General features: G+C 63.5%; 15 protein-coding genes and 3 pseudogenes. 8 read left to right on the top strand and 10 right to left on the bottom strand.

Annotated elements, in window-relative coordinates; genetic code table 11:
* Position 1: 1 nt before the first annotated feature.
* A pseudogene (gene tnpA, locus SALMUC_RS31785) lies at positions 2-316 on the top strand (IS66-like element accessory protein TnpA); the annotation flags it as partial.
* A 298-nt stretch (positions 317-614) separates the two neighbouring features.
* Here the strand turns inward: tnpA and SALMUC_RS08055 are convergent.
* Positions 615-935 (bottom strand): YnfA family protein, encoded by a 321-nt coding sequence (locus tag SALMUC_RS08055; RefSeq protein ID WP_156883460.1) that lies wholly within the window; start codon positions 933-935, stop codon positions 615-617.
* Between the two features lie 180 nt (positions 936-1,115).
* On the opposite strand from SALMUC_RS08055, the gene SALMUC_RS08060 reads away from it, so the two are divergent.
* Positions 1,116-1,739 (top strand): type ISP restriction/modification enzyme, encoded by a 624-nt coding sequence (locus tag SALMUC_RS08060; RefSeq protein ID WP_245584691.1) that lies wholly within the window; start codon positions 1,116-1,118, stop codon positions 1,737-1,739.
* Positions 1,740-1,963: 224 nt separating this feature from the next.
* Here SALMUC_RS08060 and SALMUC_RS08065 read toward each other — a convergent pair whose 3' ends face one another.
* Together SALMUC_RS08065 and SALMUC_RS08070 are read right to left on the bottom strand one after the other, a co-directional pair.
* Entirely contained in the window at positions 1,964-3,190 is a 1,227-nt protein-coding gene (locus tag SALMUC_RS08065) for a hypothetical protein (RefSeq protein ID WP_020041279.1), read from the bottom strand.
* 146 nt (positions 3,191-3,336) lie between these two features.
* Positions 3,337-3,543, bottom strand: a complete 207-nt coding sequence (locus SALMUC_RS08070; RefSeq protein WP_156883433.1) for a winged helix-turn-helix domain-containing protein — start codon at positions 3,541-3,543, stop codon at positions 3,337-3,339.
* Between the two features lie 127 nt (positions 3,544-3,670).
* On the opposite strand from SALMUC_RS08070, the gene SALMUC_RS08075 reads away from it, so the two are divergent.
* Together SALMUC_RS08075 and SALMUC_RS28805 are read left to right on the top strand one after the other, a co-directional pair.
* Positions 3,671-3,943 carry a hypothetical protein gene (locus SALMUC_RS08075; protein WP_020041278.1) on the top strand — a complete coding sequence of 91 codons (273 nt, stop codon included), beginning with the start codon at positions 3,671-3,673 and terminating at the stop codon, positions 3,941-3,943.
* A 44-nt stretch (positions 3,944-3,987) separates the two neighbouring features.
* Positions 3,988-4,407, top strand: a complete 420-nt coding sequence (locus tag SALMUC_RS28805; protein WP_084513940.1) for a hypothetical protein — start codon at positions 3,988-3,990, stop codon at positions 4,405-4,407.
* Here SALMUC_RS28805 and SALMUC_RS28810 read toward each other — a convergent pair.
* Positions 4,385-4,963: a nickel-binding protein gene (locus tag SALMUC_RS28810; protein ID WP_198014542.1), complete on the bottom strand. Its 579-nt coding sequence runs from the start codon at positions 4,961-4,963 to the stop codon at positions 4,385-4,387. The two genes, SALMUC_RS28805 and SALMUC_RS28810, sit on opposite strands and share 23 nt — an antisense overlap.
* A gap of 99 nt (positions 4,964-5,062) precedes the next feature.
* Here SALMUC_RS28810 and SALMUC_RS28125 point away from each other — a divergent pair, with 99 nt between their 5' ends.
* From SALMUC_RS28125 to SALMUC_RS31790, 4 genes and pseudogenes are all read left to right on the top strand, one after another.
* Complete coding sequence (locus tag SALMUC_RS28125; protein ID WP_021120057.1) at positions 5,063-6,709, top strand: winged helix-turn-helix domain-containing protein; 1,647 nt, start codon at positions 5,063-5,065, stop codon at positions 6,707-6,709.
* 262 nt (positions 6,710-6,971) lie between these two features.
* Positions 6,972-7,259 (top strand): annotated as a pseudogene (locus tag SALMUC_RS28815) (transposase); the annotation flags it as partial.
* Positions 7,260-7,347: 88 nt separating this feature from the next.
* Positions 7,348-8,376, top strand: a complete 1,029-nt coding sequence (locus SALMUC_RS08090) for an IS110 family RNA-guided transposase (RefSeq protein ID WP_037371356.1) — start codon at positions 7,348-7,350, stop codon at positions 8,374-8,376.
* A gap of 241 nt (positions 8,377-8,617) precedes the next feature.
* A pseudogene (locus SALMUC_RS31790) lies at positions 8,618-8,914 on the top strand (transposase); the annotation flags it as partial.
* Positions 8,915-8,998: 84 nt separating this feature from the next.
* Here SALMUC_RS31790 and SALMUC_RS30990 read toward each other — a convergent pair.
* The 6 genes from SALMUC_RS30990 to SALMUC_RS08120 all read right to left on the bottom strand — a co-directional run bounded on the left by SALMUC_RS30990 (position 8,999) and on the right by SALMUC_RS08120 (position 13,988).
* Positions 8,999-9,316, bottom strand: coding sequence for a four-carbon acid sugar kinase family protein (locus tag SALMUC_RS30990; protein WP_245584682.1), 318 nt, complete (start codon positions 9,314-9,316; stop codon positions 8,999-9,001).
* A 111-nt stretch (positions 9,317-9,427) separates the two neighbouring features.
* Positions 9,428-9,712, bottom strand: coding sequence for a putative quinol monooxygenase (locus tag SALMUC_RS08100; RefSeq protein ID WP_020041273.1), 285 nt, complete (start codon positions 9,710-9,712; stop codon positions 9,428-9,430).
* Between the two features lie 55 nt (positions 9,713-9,767).
* On the bottom strand, positions 9,768-11,141 hold the full coding sequence (locus tag SALMUC_RS08105; RefSeq protein WP_020041272.1) for an NAD(P)H-dependent oxidoreductase: 1,374 nt from the start codon (positions 11,139-11,141) through the stop codon (positions 9,768-9,770).
* 11 nt (positions 11,142-11,152) lie between these two features.
* On the bottom strand, positions 11,153-12,412 hold the full coding sequence (locus tag SALMUC_RS08110) for a TRAP transporter large permease (RefSeq protein ID WP_020041271.1): 1,260 nt from the start codon (positions 12,410-12,412) through the stop codon (positions 11,153-11,155).
* Entirely contained in the window at positions 12,409-13,002 is a 594-nt protein-coding gene (locus tag SALMUC_RS08115; protein ID WP_020041270.1) for a TRAP transporter small permease, read from the bottom strand. Before SALMUC_RS08115 ends, SALMUC_RS08110 begins: the two co-directional genes overlap by 4 nt.
* Positions 12,999-13,988: a TRAP transporter substrate-binding protein gene (locus SALMUC_RS08120; protein ID WP_020041269.1), complete on the bottom strand. Its 990-nt coding sequence runs from the start codon at positions 13,986-13,988 to the stop codon at positions 12,999-13,001. Before SALMUC_RS08120 ends, SALMUC_RS08115 begins: the two co-directional genes overlap by 4 nt.
* Positions 13,989-14,083: the final 95 nt, after the last annotated feature.

Genomic DNA, 14,083 nt, shown 5'->3' on the forward strand with positions numbered 1-14,083 from the left:
CATGCTGGGCGAGGTTCTGGGCGTTGAGCGGCGCCGGCGGTGGAGCGAGGACGAGAAGCTCGAGATCCTGTCTGAGGTGGGTGTCTGCGGTGCTTCGGTGACACAGGTCGCACAGCGCCACGAGATCACGCGCTCCCAGATTTACGGCTGGCGGCGTGACCTGAAGAAGAAGGGCCTATGGTCGCCGGATCGCGGTGCTGTTTTCCTGCCGGTGGATTTCGGTTCGTGCCCGGAGCCGGCAAGCGCCCCCGCGCCGTCTCGGTCGGTTCCGGTCGAGCTGCGGCTGAGCAACGGTCGCTGCCTGAGGTTCGACAGCGGCATGGATGGGGAGGGGAACGCGAAGGCTTGGGAATGGCGAGCTGCCTCGCCCGGGATGCACTCAGGCTCCGCCGCGAACGAAGGGTCGAAGGCTTCCCTGGCGACGCCCAAGCTGTTCATGTCCAGTGGGAGCCTTTTGAATATAACCCCGCTGTGCCTGGGGTGCCTCTCGAGGACCGCTGGCCCGTCATTGCCGTGTCGGGGCCGTAGAGTGCCCGGCATCGGTTTGCATCACCAGTGGCTCGCCGAGGGCGCTCGACCGCAATTGCGGGGCCACACTGGCTCCAACATCGAAATCACCCCGCGCGCGGGGCGGCGAGGATCACGGCGGCACCGATCAGGCACAGGCCTGCGCCCGCGAGATCCCATAGGTCGGGTCGCTGCCCCTCCGCGGCCCACATCCATAGCAGAGAGGCGACGATGTAGATGCCGCCATAGGCGGCGAAGGCGCGACCGGCGAAACCGGCCTCGACCTGGGCGAGCAGCCAGCCGAACAAGGCGAGGCTCGTCAGGTCCGGCAGCAGCCAGAGTGTCGAGGCGCCACGCCACCAGGCCCAGATGGCGAAACACCCGGCGATCTCGGCCAGCGCGGCGAGCGGATAATCATGCTGAAGCAACGCTGGTCGGGTGACGGCAATCTCGCGCTCTTGATGGATGTGCTGCCTGAGCTTCAGACTGATGGCGGCACCCAGTGCTTTCCCCTCTACCTCTATGACTAGCAGGACGAAGACCCCGGTGGCCTCTTCGAAGGCCAGTCCTCCGGCCTTCAGCGCCGTGACGCGATCACCGATGCCGGGCTGGCGCATTTTCAGGCGGCCTATCCGGGCGAGGAGATCACCAAGAAGGACATCTTCTATTACGTTTACGGCTTGCTGCATTCGCTCGACTACCACGACCGCTACGGCGACAACCTGACCAAGGAACTGCCCCGCATCCCCTGCGTGAAGACCTACGCCGATTTCCGTGCCTTCTCCGATGCGGGGCGCCGCCTTGGCGATCTACATGTGAACTACGAGACGGTGGAGCCATACCCCGTCACCTACAAGCAGGGCACGGCCGCACTTTGGAATGTGGGTGATCCCAAGGCCTTTTACCGCGTCAACAAGATGAAGTTCGGCGGCAAGGCGCGCGACAAGGACAAGACTACGGTGATCTACAACGCCAACATCACCATGACCGACATCCCGCTCGAGGCCTACGACTACGTCGTCAACGGCAAGCCGGCGCTGGAATGGGTGATGGAGCGTCAGGTGGTCAAGACCGACAGGGCCAGCGGCATCGTCAACGACGCCAACGACTACGCCAATGACACCATGGGCGACCCGGCCTATCCCTTGGACCTCTTCCGCCGCGTGATCACCGTGAGCCTCGAGACAATAAAGATCGTTCGGGGACTGCCGAAGCTGGACCTGCCGGCATGATGGTGGAACAGTGTTTCTGGCTCACGTCGCCGCCCGTTCGCGCGTTTCGGTCCGTGGCGCGCCGAGACGGTTATGGTGGCCTAGGTGCCAATGAGTCAGCAGGGGCGCTGTGCTGGCCGCTGAGGGCGCTAGGGCTCTCGCTGCTCCCAAGGCTGCCGTCAGCGCCTTGCTGCGTTCTACGCCAACGCCTAAACCGTGCTTTTCAGGCGGATGTGTGGCCGGCGTCAGTCCAGTCTGATGAAGGCCCCAGCCCGGGCCAGACTGGAAATGTAGGTTTCCATCATCTCCGTCTCTCGGAACGGGTAGGTCGAGCGCACGTAGCTCTCGTTGAAGTCGGGCTGAAGGGTCAGAAGGTGCCGCGCGGCGTCCCGGGCTCGCTCGATCTCGCCCGCGTTGGCCAGTGCGGCGACCGCTCTTTGCAGGCCGCGCGAATAGTTCGGGGCTAGCGTGATCAATCGCAAGGCCACGTCGATAGCTTCCGAGTCGTGGCCCAACAACATGTGGCAGGTCGCGAGATCCCCGAGAACTCCGGAATTTGGGTGAGTGGGGTTCAGGACGAAGACCGTCTGCAGATGCTCCAGCGCTTCTTCCGTGGGGTCGACATTCTCGAGCACGCAGCCGAGGATGTGTCGCGCCTGCGCATCCGAAGGATTCAGTCGGACTGCTTCGCGGGCATGAAACTCGGCTTCCACGAACTCATGCCGCCCGAAAAGCAGGGCCAGGGCCCGGTAGCAGCGCGCCTCCCAGTTGGCCGGGTTGATTTCCATTGCGGTCTGCGAGGCGTCGAGCGTCTTGCTCATTCCAGCCTCGCGGTCGGTGGTCCAGCCCATAAGCGTCTCGCGCCAATAGCATTTCGCCAGCCAGGCCCAGGCGCGCGCCATCTGCGGGTCCTTGTCCAGCGCCTGCGTGACCAGCTGCTTCTGCTCGTCATTTGCTTCCGGAGTGCCATACCCGTCGCCGCCGCGTCTCTGCGACTGGCTGGCCGCCAGCAGGAGTTCCCATGCGGACAAGTCGGTCGGCGGCGACTGCATCAGCCGCTGCGAGTTGGCGCGAGATAATTCAGGTTCAATTTGGGCGACGATTGCCCGGCTTACTTCTTCTTCGAAGTCGAACAGGTTCTCGAGCGAACCGTCGAAATGCCGGGACCAGAGCGAGCGTCCGTCCTCGGTTTCGGTCAGTGTCACATTCACCCGGACGCGGTCGCCCATGGATCGCACGGACCCAGTGAGCGCAAAGGCCGCTCCAAGCTCGCGCCCAACATCCCGGATGTCGATGTCTCGAACGGTCCGATAGCCTAGAGCTTCTGGGCCTATGACCGGGAACCAGCGCCAATGAGATAGGTTCAGGCGCACCTCTTGCGCAAGCCCGAGAGCGAGGGTCGTGTCGCGCCCGCCCTGACCAGCGCATTCGAAACCGACCACCAGCACGGAAGGTCGGTCGAAGATCGCCATAGACGGTGTCTTGGGAGCAATTGGAGCATCCGGCATTGAGGTCTGGCTACGCTGAACCTCTCCGTCGAAGCGGAAGCCGCGACCACGCAGTGTGATCAGCCACGTCGGGTTGGCCGCGTCGTCGCAAAGCGCACGCCGCACGGCCTTTATCGCGGTCGAGATCGCGGCATCCGAGACGATCCGTCCGCCCAGACCGCAGCGATCAACTCGTCCTTGTCGACTAGGCGGCCGGATTGCTCAAGCATGTGTGCCAGCAGGGTGAAGGCGCGCGGCTCCAATGGCACGAGCCCGTCGGGCCCCTGCAGCTCTCCCCTCGTCACGTCGAGGATGTATTCCCCAAACACGTATTCCATGAGGGCAAGGTTACCCAATCCCCATGCAATCACCAAGGATTCCTGATGCGGTGTTCAAGCAGCGCCTGTGGACCTTCGGCAAGGTGGGTGCACGACCCGTTCAAACCAGACAGGAAGGAAGACCCAGATGATCACCGCAACCTGGACCCGCCCCGCCATCTTCCGCATTTTCCACCTGATCGGTTTGCGCGGCCGTACAACGCCCCCGCGCTGCGGCCCGATGCCCCACTGGATCAACGATCCGCAGATGTCCGAGCAACTGCTCAATGACACCGGCCTCAGCGCTGAGGATCTTGGCTTCGCCGAAGCAATAACGAAACCACGCCCGTCTTCATGCAGCCAGGCCAGTGGTGACAGCGCTCGCCAGGCCCACCAAAGGCGCTGCGCGGAGATTCAGTAGCCGCGGCCGAGGCTGCCCGGGCAGCGCTCGTAGACGGCACGGTGATGCAGGTTGAGCCCTACGCCCAGGACCGGCTTGAGGACAACTTGACCCCTATCGGGCGGCTCTACTACGCCGTCTCCATCATGCTCTGCTGCGCGCATGCAATCTCGCAGGAGGGCAATCACGTTCCTGGCGCGCAGGCCGGTGAGGCGCGGCTGTCCGACATCTTACGCAAGGCGGGCTTCGGCTGCTTCGGCCGAGACGTCGTTCAATCTCATCCGCGAAGCGCGGCCTTGACCTCGCGATGCGACGGGGAGGGCGATCGTCGAACCGATCAGACCACGCACGGCGGCGCGACGCGCTGCCGTCATCGCCGCGCCGGTACCGGCCTGGAGCGAAGAAACCGCAACGAGCAGGTGTCGGACAGTTTATCGCCATACCAGGCGAGGGCTCGTCGAATTATTCCTGCATCACGGGAGTGATCTTGCCGATAGGGGCTCCGGCGAGCGCGCCATGCTCACGCAGCGTGTCCGGACTGTCGGCGCGATAGACGCAATAGGTCCCATCGCCGGTGAGATAGGAGTGGTCCCACTCGATGATGTCGCCGAGCTTCGCGATGGCCGCGTTCGATCCTGCCGAGATCTTCTGTTTCTTTTCCAGGCCGAAGAAGCCGACTCCGGGGATCGGGCGCTCGATGACGTAAACCTGGTGACCCGCACGCGGTTCGGGTCCGGCGGGTCGACCGCCGCCAACAGTCGGCGAGTTGACGAACAGGACCTCGGAGATCTTTTCGGATGTTACGGATGCATCCCGCAGCAGGGCATGCACGTTCGCCTCGTCGTCGGCGCTGAGCACCACATAGCTGTCGGCGCCGGCCGACAGGGTTTCGTCAACGGTCAACCCGTGCTCCCGCAAAAGCGCCTTCGGCGGCGTCTCGAAAGGTGCCTCGAGTTCAACGACGTATTGTCCGGCCATCGCTGCGACCGGGGTGAGACACAGGGCGGCAAGGCCGCTGCGGATCAGGGATGAGTGGGACATGTTGGCCTCCCATGATGAGGTTGGAGTGTTCCGGCTTCCGTGGCTATGCCGCCAGAAACCCTTTAAACTCTTGCCGGAAAGAGTGCCGGGATGTCCTGAATGAAACCCGATATTGTCACGAAATCCGGTAGCTTGCTGATCGGAGTATATCGCTACGATCTCGACTCGGGTGCGCTTGTCGGGGCGGATGGCAATCCGGTGCGATTGCGGCGGCAGTCCGCGGAGGTCCTCTCGGTGCTGGCCGCGCATGCGGGCGAGGTGGTCGGCCGCGAGCGGCTCATCGACGCCGTCTGGAAGGGCGTCGCGACCACAGACGACTCACTCATCCAGTGTATCGCCGACATCCGCCGCGCGCTCGGCAAGGATGCGGTGGAGACCCATCCAAAGATCGGCTACCGGCTGGTGGCGACCGCGACCCCGGAGGCGCCCCGGGTTGCGGCCTGGACGCGCCTTCCGCGCGTCATGGCGATCGTGGCGGCGATCGCGTTGCTGGCCACTGGGGCGAGCCTCTGGCGGGGCTGGTCCGGGTCCGCTCCCGGCACCGCAGACGCCACCATCGTCACGCCCGACATCGTTCCAGACAAGACACTCGCCGTCCTGCCCTTCGTGAATCTCGGCGGTGGCGAGGCCCTGCAGTATTTCGGCGACGGGCTCAGCGAGGACCTGACCACCGACCTTGCCAAGGTCTCGGACCTGACCGTTATCTCGTTTGCCTCGAGCGGCGACTTTACCGATGCCGAGGCGGGGTTCAGGGATATCGCGCAGGATCTCGGTGTGCGCTATCTCGTTCGCGGAACCGTGCGCCATTCCGGCGCGCGCGTGCGCATCAACGTTTCGCTGATCGACCCCTACAAGGGCGTCAATGTCTGGGCTGAGCGCTTTGACCGCGTCAGGCAGGATCCCTTCGACGTCCAGGAGGACGTCACACGCGCCGTGGTCGACGCGCTTTCGCTGACGCTCGAGGCGGAAGATGCCCCCTCGCGCGTTTCGCCTGACGCCTATTTCATGCTGCTGCGCGGGCTCGAGCCCTTGCGGGAAAACACTGTCGCCGGGAACCGCCTTGCGCGCGAGTATTTCGAACGCGCGCTCGAACTCGACCCGGATTATGCGCGCGCCCATGCATACATTGCTGTTGCTCACGGGCGCGACACGCTCTTCGCCTATTCAGGCGGACACGGGCGCAGTTCCGTTCAGACGGGACTCGAGGCGGCGATCACGGCGATACGGCTCGAGCCGGACCTGCCCAACGCGTATCTCGCTCTTGCGATCCTGAACCTCGCCATTGGACAGCACGACAAGGCGCTTGCCGCCGCGCGGCATTCCATCCGTCTCAACCGGAACTTCGCCGATGGTTACGCCATCCTAGCCGAAGCAGGGGTCTATGGTGGTGATCTGGACGAGGCGCTGGAGGCGATCCGGCATGCCAAGCGTCTGCATCCGCATCATCCTGCAAGCTATCACTGGATCGAGGGCCACATCCGGTTCCAGATCGGGGATGCCGGTGCTGCCCGGTCACTATTGGAACTCATGGTCGAGACGTCGCCGGGGTTTGTGCCTGCCTTCGTAACGTTGGCCGCGACCTACTCCGAATTGGGGGAACCGGAACGCGCCCAGTCGGTATTGGCGGCCGCCAGTGCGCTAACCCCTGACTTCTCGGTCGCCGAGTATATGGAGGCAACGCCATACGCCGATGAAGATCGCAGCAAGCGTTTGGCCAAAGCCTTGGCACGGTTGAGGTCCGATTGAACCTATAGAAGCCGACCGTCAATCTTAGAGGCAAGATCCCCTCTCCGGGTCGTGCGATACTCGTTGAATTTGAGGCACTCCAAGGTTCTGCACCTGGGGCGGGCCAAGACCTCGGCGGGTAGTACCCCAACGCTTGGTGTAGGAGGCCGCGCGCGGAGCCCCCGGCGTAGCGCAGCGCGCGGCCGGGTGTGACGCTGGCGGCCACCGTCGATCTTCGAGAAGGTTCGGGTTGCGAGACCTTGAACCAAGAACGGAGCTGACGATGACCGATGACAGAATGGCGCTGATTGAGCTGGTTGAGAAGCAGGCGGATGGCGACCTCGTCCGCGCGATGCTGGCCTTCGCGGCCGAGCGGATCATGGAAGCGGAGGTCGAGGCGCGAACCGGTGCCGGGAAGGGCGTTCGCTCTCCCCTGCGGGAGGTTCAGCGGAACGGTTACCGGGACCGCGACTGGGACACTCGTGCCGGGCGGATCGCGCTTGCAATCCCGCGGCTGAGAATGGGGAGCTACTTGGCCAGCTTCCTGGAGCCGCGACGGACAGCTGAGAAGATGGGGTGGATGCCGCGCTCCCCTAACGGCATCGCGATGTGCCATGCTTGTGATGTCAAAGCACAAGACAGAATAGGAGACGGCATCCATGGAAGAGGTTACTATGATCGGGATCGATCTGGCAAAGAACGTGTTCCAGCTACACGGCGCCACGGCGGAAGGGCAGCCTGTATTCCGAAGGAAGCTCACGCGTCCGCAGTTCCAGCGCTTCATGGCTGCGCATCCGGCCTGCACGGTGGCGATGGAGGCCTGCCCAGGCGCACACTACTGGGCGCGGGAGATGGAGCGGCTGGGCCATACCGTAAAGATGATCTCGCCTCACTATGTCACGCCCTACGTCAAGCGGCAGAAGAACGATGCAGCTGACGCCGAAGCGATTGCCGAGGCTGCCACCCGGCCGCACATGCGTTTCGTAGAACCGAAGTCTGCCGACCAGCAGAGCCGTGCCGTGGTTTTCCGTGTCCGTCAGATGGCCATCGCGCAACGGACCGAGCTGGTGAACGCGCTACGCTCGCATCTATACGAGTTCGGCTACATCGCGCCAGTCGGCGTGCGGCATCTGCCGAAGCTGATTGCGATGGTCGAGGACGAGCGAAGCAATCTGCCCGGGCCCGCACGCCCCGCCTGTCGAGCGATCCTACGCCAGATTGAGAGCCTCGATCACGAGATTCGCGCGCTCGATGCGCAAATCGCGGAACTGTCTAAGGAAAGCCACTGCGCCGAACTTGTGCAGACTATGTCAGGGGTCGGCCCGATTACCGCCATGGCCATCGAGGCCTTCGCACCGCCCATGGAGAGCTTCAAGCGCGGCCGCGACTTTGCCGCGTGGCTGGGTCTCGTGCCACGACAGAACTCGTCCGGCGGCAAGGCGCGGTTGGGCAAGGTCTCGAAGGCCGGGCAACACGATATCCGGAGATTGCTGATAGTGGGCGCCATGTCCGCAATAGTGGGGGCTTCCAGGCGTGGAATCTCCGAAAACACATGGTTGGGACAGCTGATGCTTAGAAAGCCCCGCATGCTCGCGGCCATCGCGCTGGCCAACAAAATGGCACGGCGCATCTGGGCGATGATCACGAAGGGTGAAAGTTACCGGGATCCGGCACTGGCGATGACCTAACAGGTTGCTGCCGGTCCGCCGGATATCGGGGATGTGAGGAAGGCACGAGCTGAATGGACAACTGATCGACCGGATCGGGGCAGGGAAAACCAGATAATGCGTAAGGGCTTCAAGCCCGGTGAGAAGTATTGGACCCGGCCCGCGAACCACCATCCCGGCCCGCGGCGCATGTGAAGAGCCGCAATCAGAGGCCTGACTCAAGCACGCACTCGATCACAGTCTCACGAGGTTCAATCTGTCCTTGCACTCCGCGCGGCATCCACACAAGGCGTTGGTGGCGTTGATCCAAGAGGCTTACGTCCATGGGGTCTCCACGCGCTCCGTAGACGATCTGGTGAAGGCGATGGGCGCTGGCGGCATGTCGAAGAGCCAAGTCAGTCGCCTTTGTGTCGAAATCGACGAGCGGGTGAATGCATTCCTCTCCCGGCCGCTCGAAGGCGCTTGGCCCTAACTCTGGCTTGACGCGACCTACGTGAAAGTGCGGGAGAGTGGGCGGATCACCGACACTACAACCGTTAGGCTGTCCGCCGTGGCGACCTGATCAGCCTTGGACCTCTCCGAAGGTCGGCGCTCTTACACCATCTCTCGGGGGCACTACCGTGGTTCTGCATTCCGCATTCGTTCAGCAGCATGTCACTGACGAAAAGATGCCCCATGAACACCGCCGCCCTGTGCCCGGAAATGTTGGGACGAACACGGTTCGGTCGGTGCCGAGCGCCTGCATCAATGCCTCCGCCACCGGGCCGATGTTGCCCTCTGCGGTGCTGTCGAAGGTCGAGCAGTACTTGAAGAGGAACTGCGTTGCTCCCTGCGAGCGCAGCCAATCGAGCGCGACGAGCGATTGTGCTACCGCCTCCTCCACAGGGATCGAGCGGGTCTTGAGCGCGATGATGGCCGCTTCGCAATCCAAGGCATCTTGGCTTGCGGGCATCCTGGTCATCAGCGTGGTGCGAAGACCGACACGGGTCAGTGTATTTCAGTGTATTGCCAAGGTCGCTTGCCCCGGTGAAATCATCGGCAATGCATCCCAGAAGCATCGGTCTCTCCTTTCTCAGCCGATCAGGTCGAGCGGTAGTAGTTTTGTCTGCGCGACCCAGTCACGACTTTCCTCAACATGAGAGGTCAGGTGATCCGATGCAGCGTGGGCGTCGAGATGAGTCTGAGTTTCCCAGATCTCGTAGAACAGGAAACTCCCTGGCTCGACGCTGGATTCATGCAGGTCGTATTGCACGCAGCCAGCCTCGCTCCGGGTCGGTTCGATGAGGTCCTTCAACGACTTGCGTAGCCTGTCTTCACAGCCGGAACGGGCCCGGTGCATGGCAACGAGGTAGATCATGGGAAGTCTCCGAGGGTGGGGCCGGCAGCCGCGTCACGGATGCCGGACACAGGGATCAGGCGGCGCTCTTCAGGCGTGCCCGGAACATGTCTTCCATGGCACGGCGTACAGTTACGGCTTGGCTGTCCGTGGCTTCGATATCGTCCCAGGTCAGCATGGCGCCTTCCGCAACATCGCGCTTGAGTTTCATGCCGTGGGCCAGACCGATGGGTAGACCGTGGTTCTCCAGAGAGTCCTCTGCACGGGCGATCCGGCCCCAGACGGTGAAGCCGCCCTCGCCGTCGAGCATTTCGCCGGGCTTCAGTGCCTTCTTGGCCACCGCCACCACGTCCGAGGTCAGGTCGTTGGTGCGGCCCGTCGGCTCGTTGCGCAGCGCGGCGCTGGCGACACTGACGCCAAGCTCGAGCCCGATCAGGTGGGACGGACGATAGAGCGTGGCATAACGACCTGAGCTGTCGATGGTCACGCCGTATTCTTTGAAGCAGCGGCGCACGTAATCGGCACCAAGTCCGCTTTCGTCGCTCGCCTCCAGCGTCACGTAGACGCCCCAGCGCAGATCACCGACGACCTGTCGGCCATCGCGCTCAAGGCTCGAGACCACCTCGACCATGCCCGACTCTTCGAGCACGCCGCCATGTGCCCTAGGCTTGAGCACCTCGGGCAGGTCATGAGTGCCGACCGGCGGGAAGAGCAGCCCGTCGCGCGGCGCGAGCAGGCCCGTCGCGTTCGAGATTGCCGCCATCTCCAGCGCAGATTTTGTGCCGTCGAGGAAGGAGTTGAACATCTGCGGATTCATCCCGCCCTCGGCCGCCTCCTCCGGCGTCAGGCCATAGTAGTCCCACACGGTGTCGGGGGTAGAGGTGGCGAACTTGGGCAGATACTTGGTGCCTTTGCCCGCCGCGACGACCTTGAAGCCGCAGGTGCGCGCCCAGTCAATCTGCTCGCAGACCAGCGCCGGCTGGTCGCCATAGGCCATCGAGTAGACGAGGCCTGCCTCGTCGAACTCCTGCACGAGGTAGGCGCCGGCCAGGACGTCGGCCTCGACGTTGACCATGACCATGTGGCAGCCGTTCTCTGCGGCCAGGAGCGCATGACGGATGCCCGCGGCGGGGTTGCCGGTAGCGTCGACCACCACGTCGAGACCGGGTGTCGCGATCAGCGCGGCACTGTCTTCGGTTAGGCACGTCTTGCCGGTGTTCATGGCATCGCCAAGATCGGTCGTGGTGGCGGCATCCGCATCCCAGCCGGTGTTGAGCATAGCCTTTCGGGCACGCTCGGCCGAAAGGTCAGCAATGCCGACCAGGTGCATGCCGGGAATGTGCCGCACCTGGCTCAGGAACATCGAGCCGAACTTGCCCGATCCGATCAGGCCAACGCGCACGGGCTTTCCGTCGTTCTGACGCTGCATCAGTTTGGCATAAAGGTTCATGTCTATTCTCCTCAGAAGACGGTGAAGGCAGGGACGAAGGCGGTCAGGCCAAGAACCGAGGCCGCGATCAGGTAGAAGGGCCACATCTCGCGGGCGACGGATCCGACCGGAACGCGCGCGATCGCGGACGAGATGAACAGCGTGGTGCCCACGGGCGGCGTGAACAGGCCCACGCCGAGGTTGATGGTCATCATCACGCCCAACTGCGTTAGATTTAGACCGATGGCATTGGCCAGTGCGACGAAGAGGGGCGCCATGAGCAGCATGGCTGCCGAAAGGTCGATGAACATGCCCACGACAAGCATTGAGACGTTCATCAGCAGGATGATCTGCCAGGGTTCGCTGAAGTTACTGGTTGCCCAATCGGCGACCTGGCCCGGCACGTTGTCGAATGCCAGCACGAAGCTTACCAAGTTCGAGGCCGCGATCACCAGCATGACGACACCCGTGGTGATCACCGTGCCGATCAGCGCCGCCGCGATCGAGGCCCACGTCAGGTCGCGGTAGAGAGCCGCGCGCAACAGCAAGGCATAGCCAGTCGCCAAGACGCTGACCTCGGTCGGAGTGGCGATGCCGAAGCGAAGCGAGACCACGATCAGCACCGGCAGCGAGATCGCGGGAAGCGCCGCGAGGATCACCCGCCCGATGGCTGGGCCGCCGGCGCCGCCCTCGAAGACCTGGAAACCCCGGCGCCTGGCGATCAGCCAGCAGGTGAACATAAGGCCGAAGGATAGCGCCAGCGCGGGCGCGACCCCGGCGGTGAACAGGTCGGCCACGGATTCGTTTGAGACGGTGGCAAATAGGATCAGCGGGATAGAGGGCGGGATCAGCACGGCGATGATCGAGGACGAAGCAGTAATCGCCGCCGAGAACGCGGCCGGATAGCCTTCGCGGGTCATCCAGGGGATCATCATCCCGCCCATGGCCGAGGCATCCGCCACCGCCGAGCCAGAGACTCCGCCGAATAGGGTCGAACCCATGACGTTGACCTGCCCGAGCCCGCCGCGGAAACGCCCAACCAGCCGCGTGGCGAAGTCGATCAGTCGCTGGCCGAGCGCACCGGTCATCAACAGCATCCCCGAGAGGATGAAGAACGGAATGGCGATCATCACGAAATTCTGCGTCGGCTGGTAGAAGCGCAGCATGACGATGGTATCCGGCAGGCCGCCGAACCCGACAAGGGCGATGGCGGCAGCAAGGATCAGAGAAAAACCGATAGGTAGGCCGGTCAGCATGAGAAGCCCGAAGGCAACGAGGAGGGCAATGCTCACAGCGTCACCTCCGTTTCGGTGCCGGCGGCAATGCCGCGGCGTTGCTGGCTGGCATCCTCACCGGTCAGGAGGGTTCGTAGGATGCCGGTCAGGGAAGTGAGGGAGAGAAGCGCGCATGCCATGGTAAGCCCGCCATAGCCCCATGCGGTGGGGATGCGCAGGATGGGGTAGAACTCGGACATGGTCACCTCGATCACCGTCAAGCCCGTGCGGGTCAGCCAAGCAAAGAGGAGCATGGCGGTCGCGTGGACAAGCAGGGACATGAGCGCGGCGGGGCGGTGCGGCAAAGACGACTGCAGCGCCTCGACGCAGATATGGCCGCCAGCCTGGGCCGCGAGCACGAAGGCGCTCGCGCAGAGCCAGGGAAATAGGAGATAGGGGATCTCGTTCACCCAGCCCGCCCCCTGTTCGGTCAGATAGCGCAGCGCGACCCCGGCGAGGATGGCCACGAACAGTCCGACCAGGGAGAGGATACCGGTGATCTGGGATAGGCGCGTGATGATCGCGTCCGTTCCCTCGGCGAGGCGCCAGCCGATCCGGGCTATGCCCGGATCCTGCGCGTCGCGACAGGTCGCGCTGCGGTCGGTCATTGCGACACGGCCTCGGACGAATGGGCCTGCGACTGGCTGATCAGGGCATCGACGAAATCGCCGTATTTCTCGCGCCACTTGTCATAGACTGGCGCGGTCGCTTCGCGGAACGCCTCAGTGTCGATCTCGTTCACCTCCGCGGCTTCGGAGATGATCTCGAGCGATCTCTCGTTGGCTTCGTTGGCATTGTTGCGCTGGTACTCGGTCGCGGCGGCCGCGGCCTCGGACAGCCAGCCCTTCTCTTCTTCGGTGAGCTGCGCCCAAGTCATCTTGCTGGCCAGCAGCGGCAGGAACTCCCACTTGTGGTAGGACAGCGAGATATAGTCCTGCACTTCCTGGAACTTCTGGCTTTCGATGTTCACGGCGGGGTTCTCTTGGCCATCGGCGACGCCTTGCTGGAGCGCCACGTAGGTTTCCGCGAAGGGGATCGGCACCGGGTTCGCGCCGAGCGTCGAAAAGATGTCATTCGCCATCGGGTCCGACGGAATGCGGATCTTGAGGCCCTGGAGGTCGGCAGGCTCGACGATGGCGCGCGCGTTGTTGGTGATAAGGCGGATGCCGTTGTCCCAGTAACCCAGAACGATCACCCCCTTTTCTTCAGCGCGTTCAGTCAGCATGTCGCCGACCTCGCCATCCATTACGGCCCAGGCCGCATCAGCGCTGTCGAACAGGAAGGGAAGGCCGACAACAGTGGCCTGTTCGATGATACTTGCCATGGCTCCTTGGCTAGAAATCGACATGTCGAGCGTGCCAAGGCGCAGGGCGGTCATCATCTCGGCATCGTCGCCGAGTTGGGCGTTGGACGCGACCGAGACGGTCAGCTCGCCCCCCGACAACTCTTCGACCTTGTCGGCCAGGAACAGAGCGGCATCGTGGCGCGGGTTTGCTTCCGTGGATGCGTGACCAAGGCGTATTTCGCGTGCGTCCACTGCTACGGCGGACACGACCAGAGACAGCGCAGAAAGCGCCAGGTGATTGAATTTCATTGGTTTCCTCCCAGGGCGCCAAAACAGGCGCTTACGATTTGCCCCCGATTGCCTCGCTCCTCCGAAGCGCAGATCGACGGCATGCCGGTACCGTA

Source organism: Salipiger mucosus DSM 16094 (assembly GCF_000442255.1).
Classification (GTDB): Bacteria; Pseudomonadota; Alphaproteobacteria; order Rhodobacterales; family Rhodobacteraceae; genus Salipiger; species Salipiger mucosus.

Coding starts and splice junctions, on each gene's coding strand:
- SALMUC_RS08070 (WP_156883433.1), bottom strand. CDS start 3,543: ATGGAATACGTGTTTGGGGAATACATCCTCGACGTGACGAGGGGAGAG.
- SALMUC_RS08115 (WP_020041270.1), bottom strand. CDS start 13,002: ATGACCGACCGCAGCGCGACCTGTCGCGACGCGCAGGATCCGGGCATA.
- SALMUC_RS08075 (WP_020041278.1), top strand. CDS start 3,671: ATGATCACCGCAACCTGGACCCGCCCCGCCATCTTCCGCATTTTCCAC.
- SALMUC_RS28125 (WP_021120057.1), top strand. CDS start 5,063: ATGAAACCCGATATTGTCACGAAATCCGGTAGCTTGCTGATCGGAGTA.
- SALMUC_RS08090 (WP_037371356.1), top strand. CDS start 7,348: ATGGAAGAGGTTACTATGATCGGGATCGATCTGGCAAAGAACGTGTTC.
- SALMUC_RS08105 (WP_020041272.1), bottom strand. CDS start 11,141: ATGAACCTTTATGCCAAACTGATGCAGCGTCAGAACGACGGAAAGCCC.
- SALMUC_RS28810 (WP_198014542.1), bottom strand. CDS start 4,963: ATGTCCCACTCATCCCTGATCCGCAGCGGCCTTGCCGCCCTGTGTCTC.
- SALMUC_RS08065 (WP_020041279.1), bottom strand. CDS start 3,190: ATGGCGATCTTCGACCGACCTTCCGTGCTGGTGGTCGGTTTCGAATGC.
- SALMUC_RS30990 (WP_245584682.1), bottom strand. CDS start 9,316: ATGACCAGGATGCCCGCAAGCCAAGATGCCTTGGATTGCGAAGCGGCC.
- SALMUC_RS08100 (WP_020041273.1), bottom strand. CDS start 9,712: ATGATCTACCTCGTTGCCATGCACCGGGCCCGTTCCGGCTGTGAAGAC.
- SALMUC_RS28805 (WP_084513940.1), top strand. CDS start 3,988: ATGCAGGTTGAGCCCTACGCCCAGGACCGGCTTGAGGACAACTTGACC.
- SALMUC_RS08120 (WP_020041269.1), bottom strand. CDS start 13,988: ATGAAATTCAATCACCTGGCGCTTTCTGCGCTGTCTCTGGTCGTGTCC.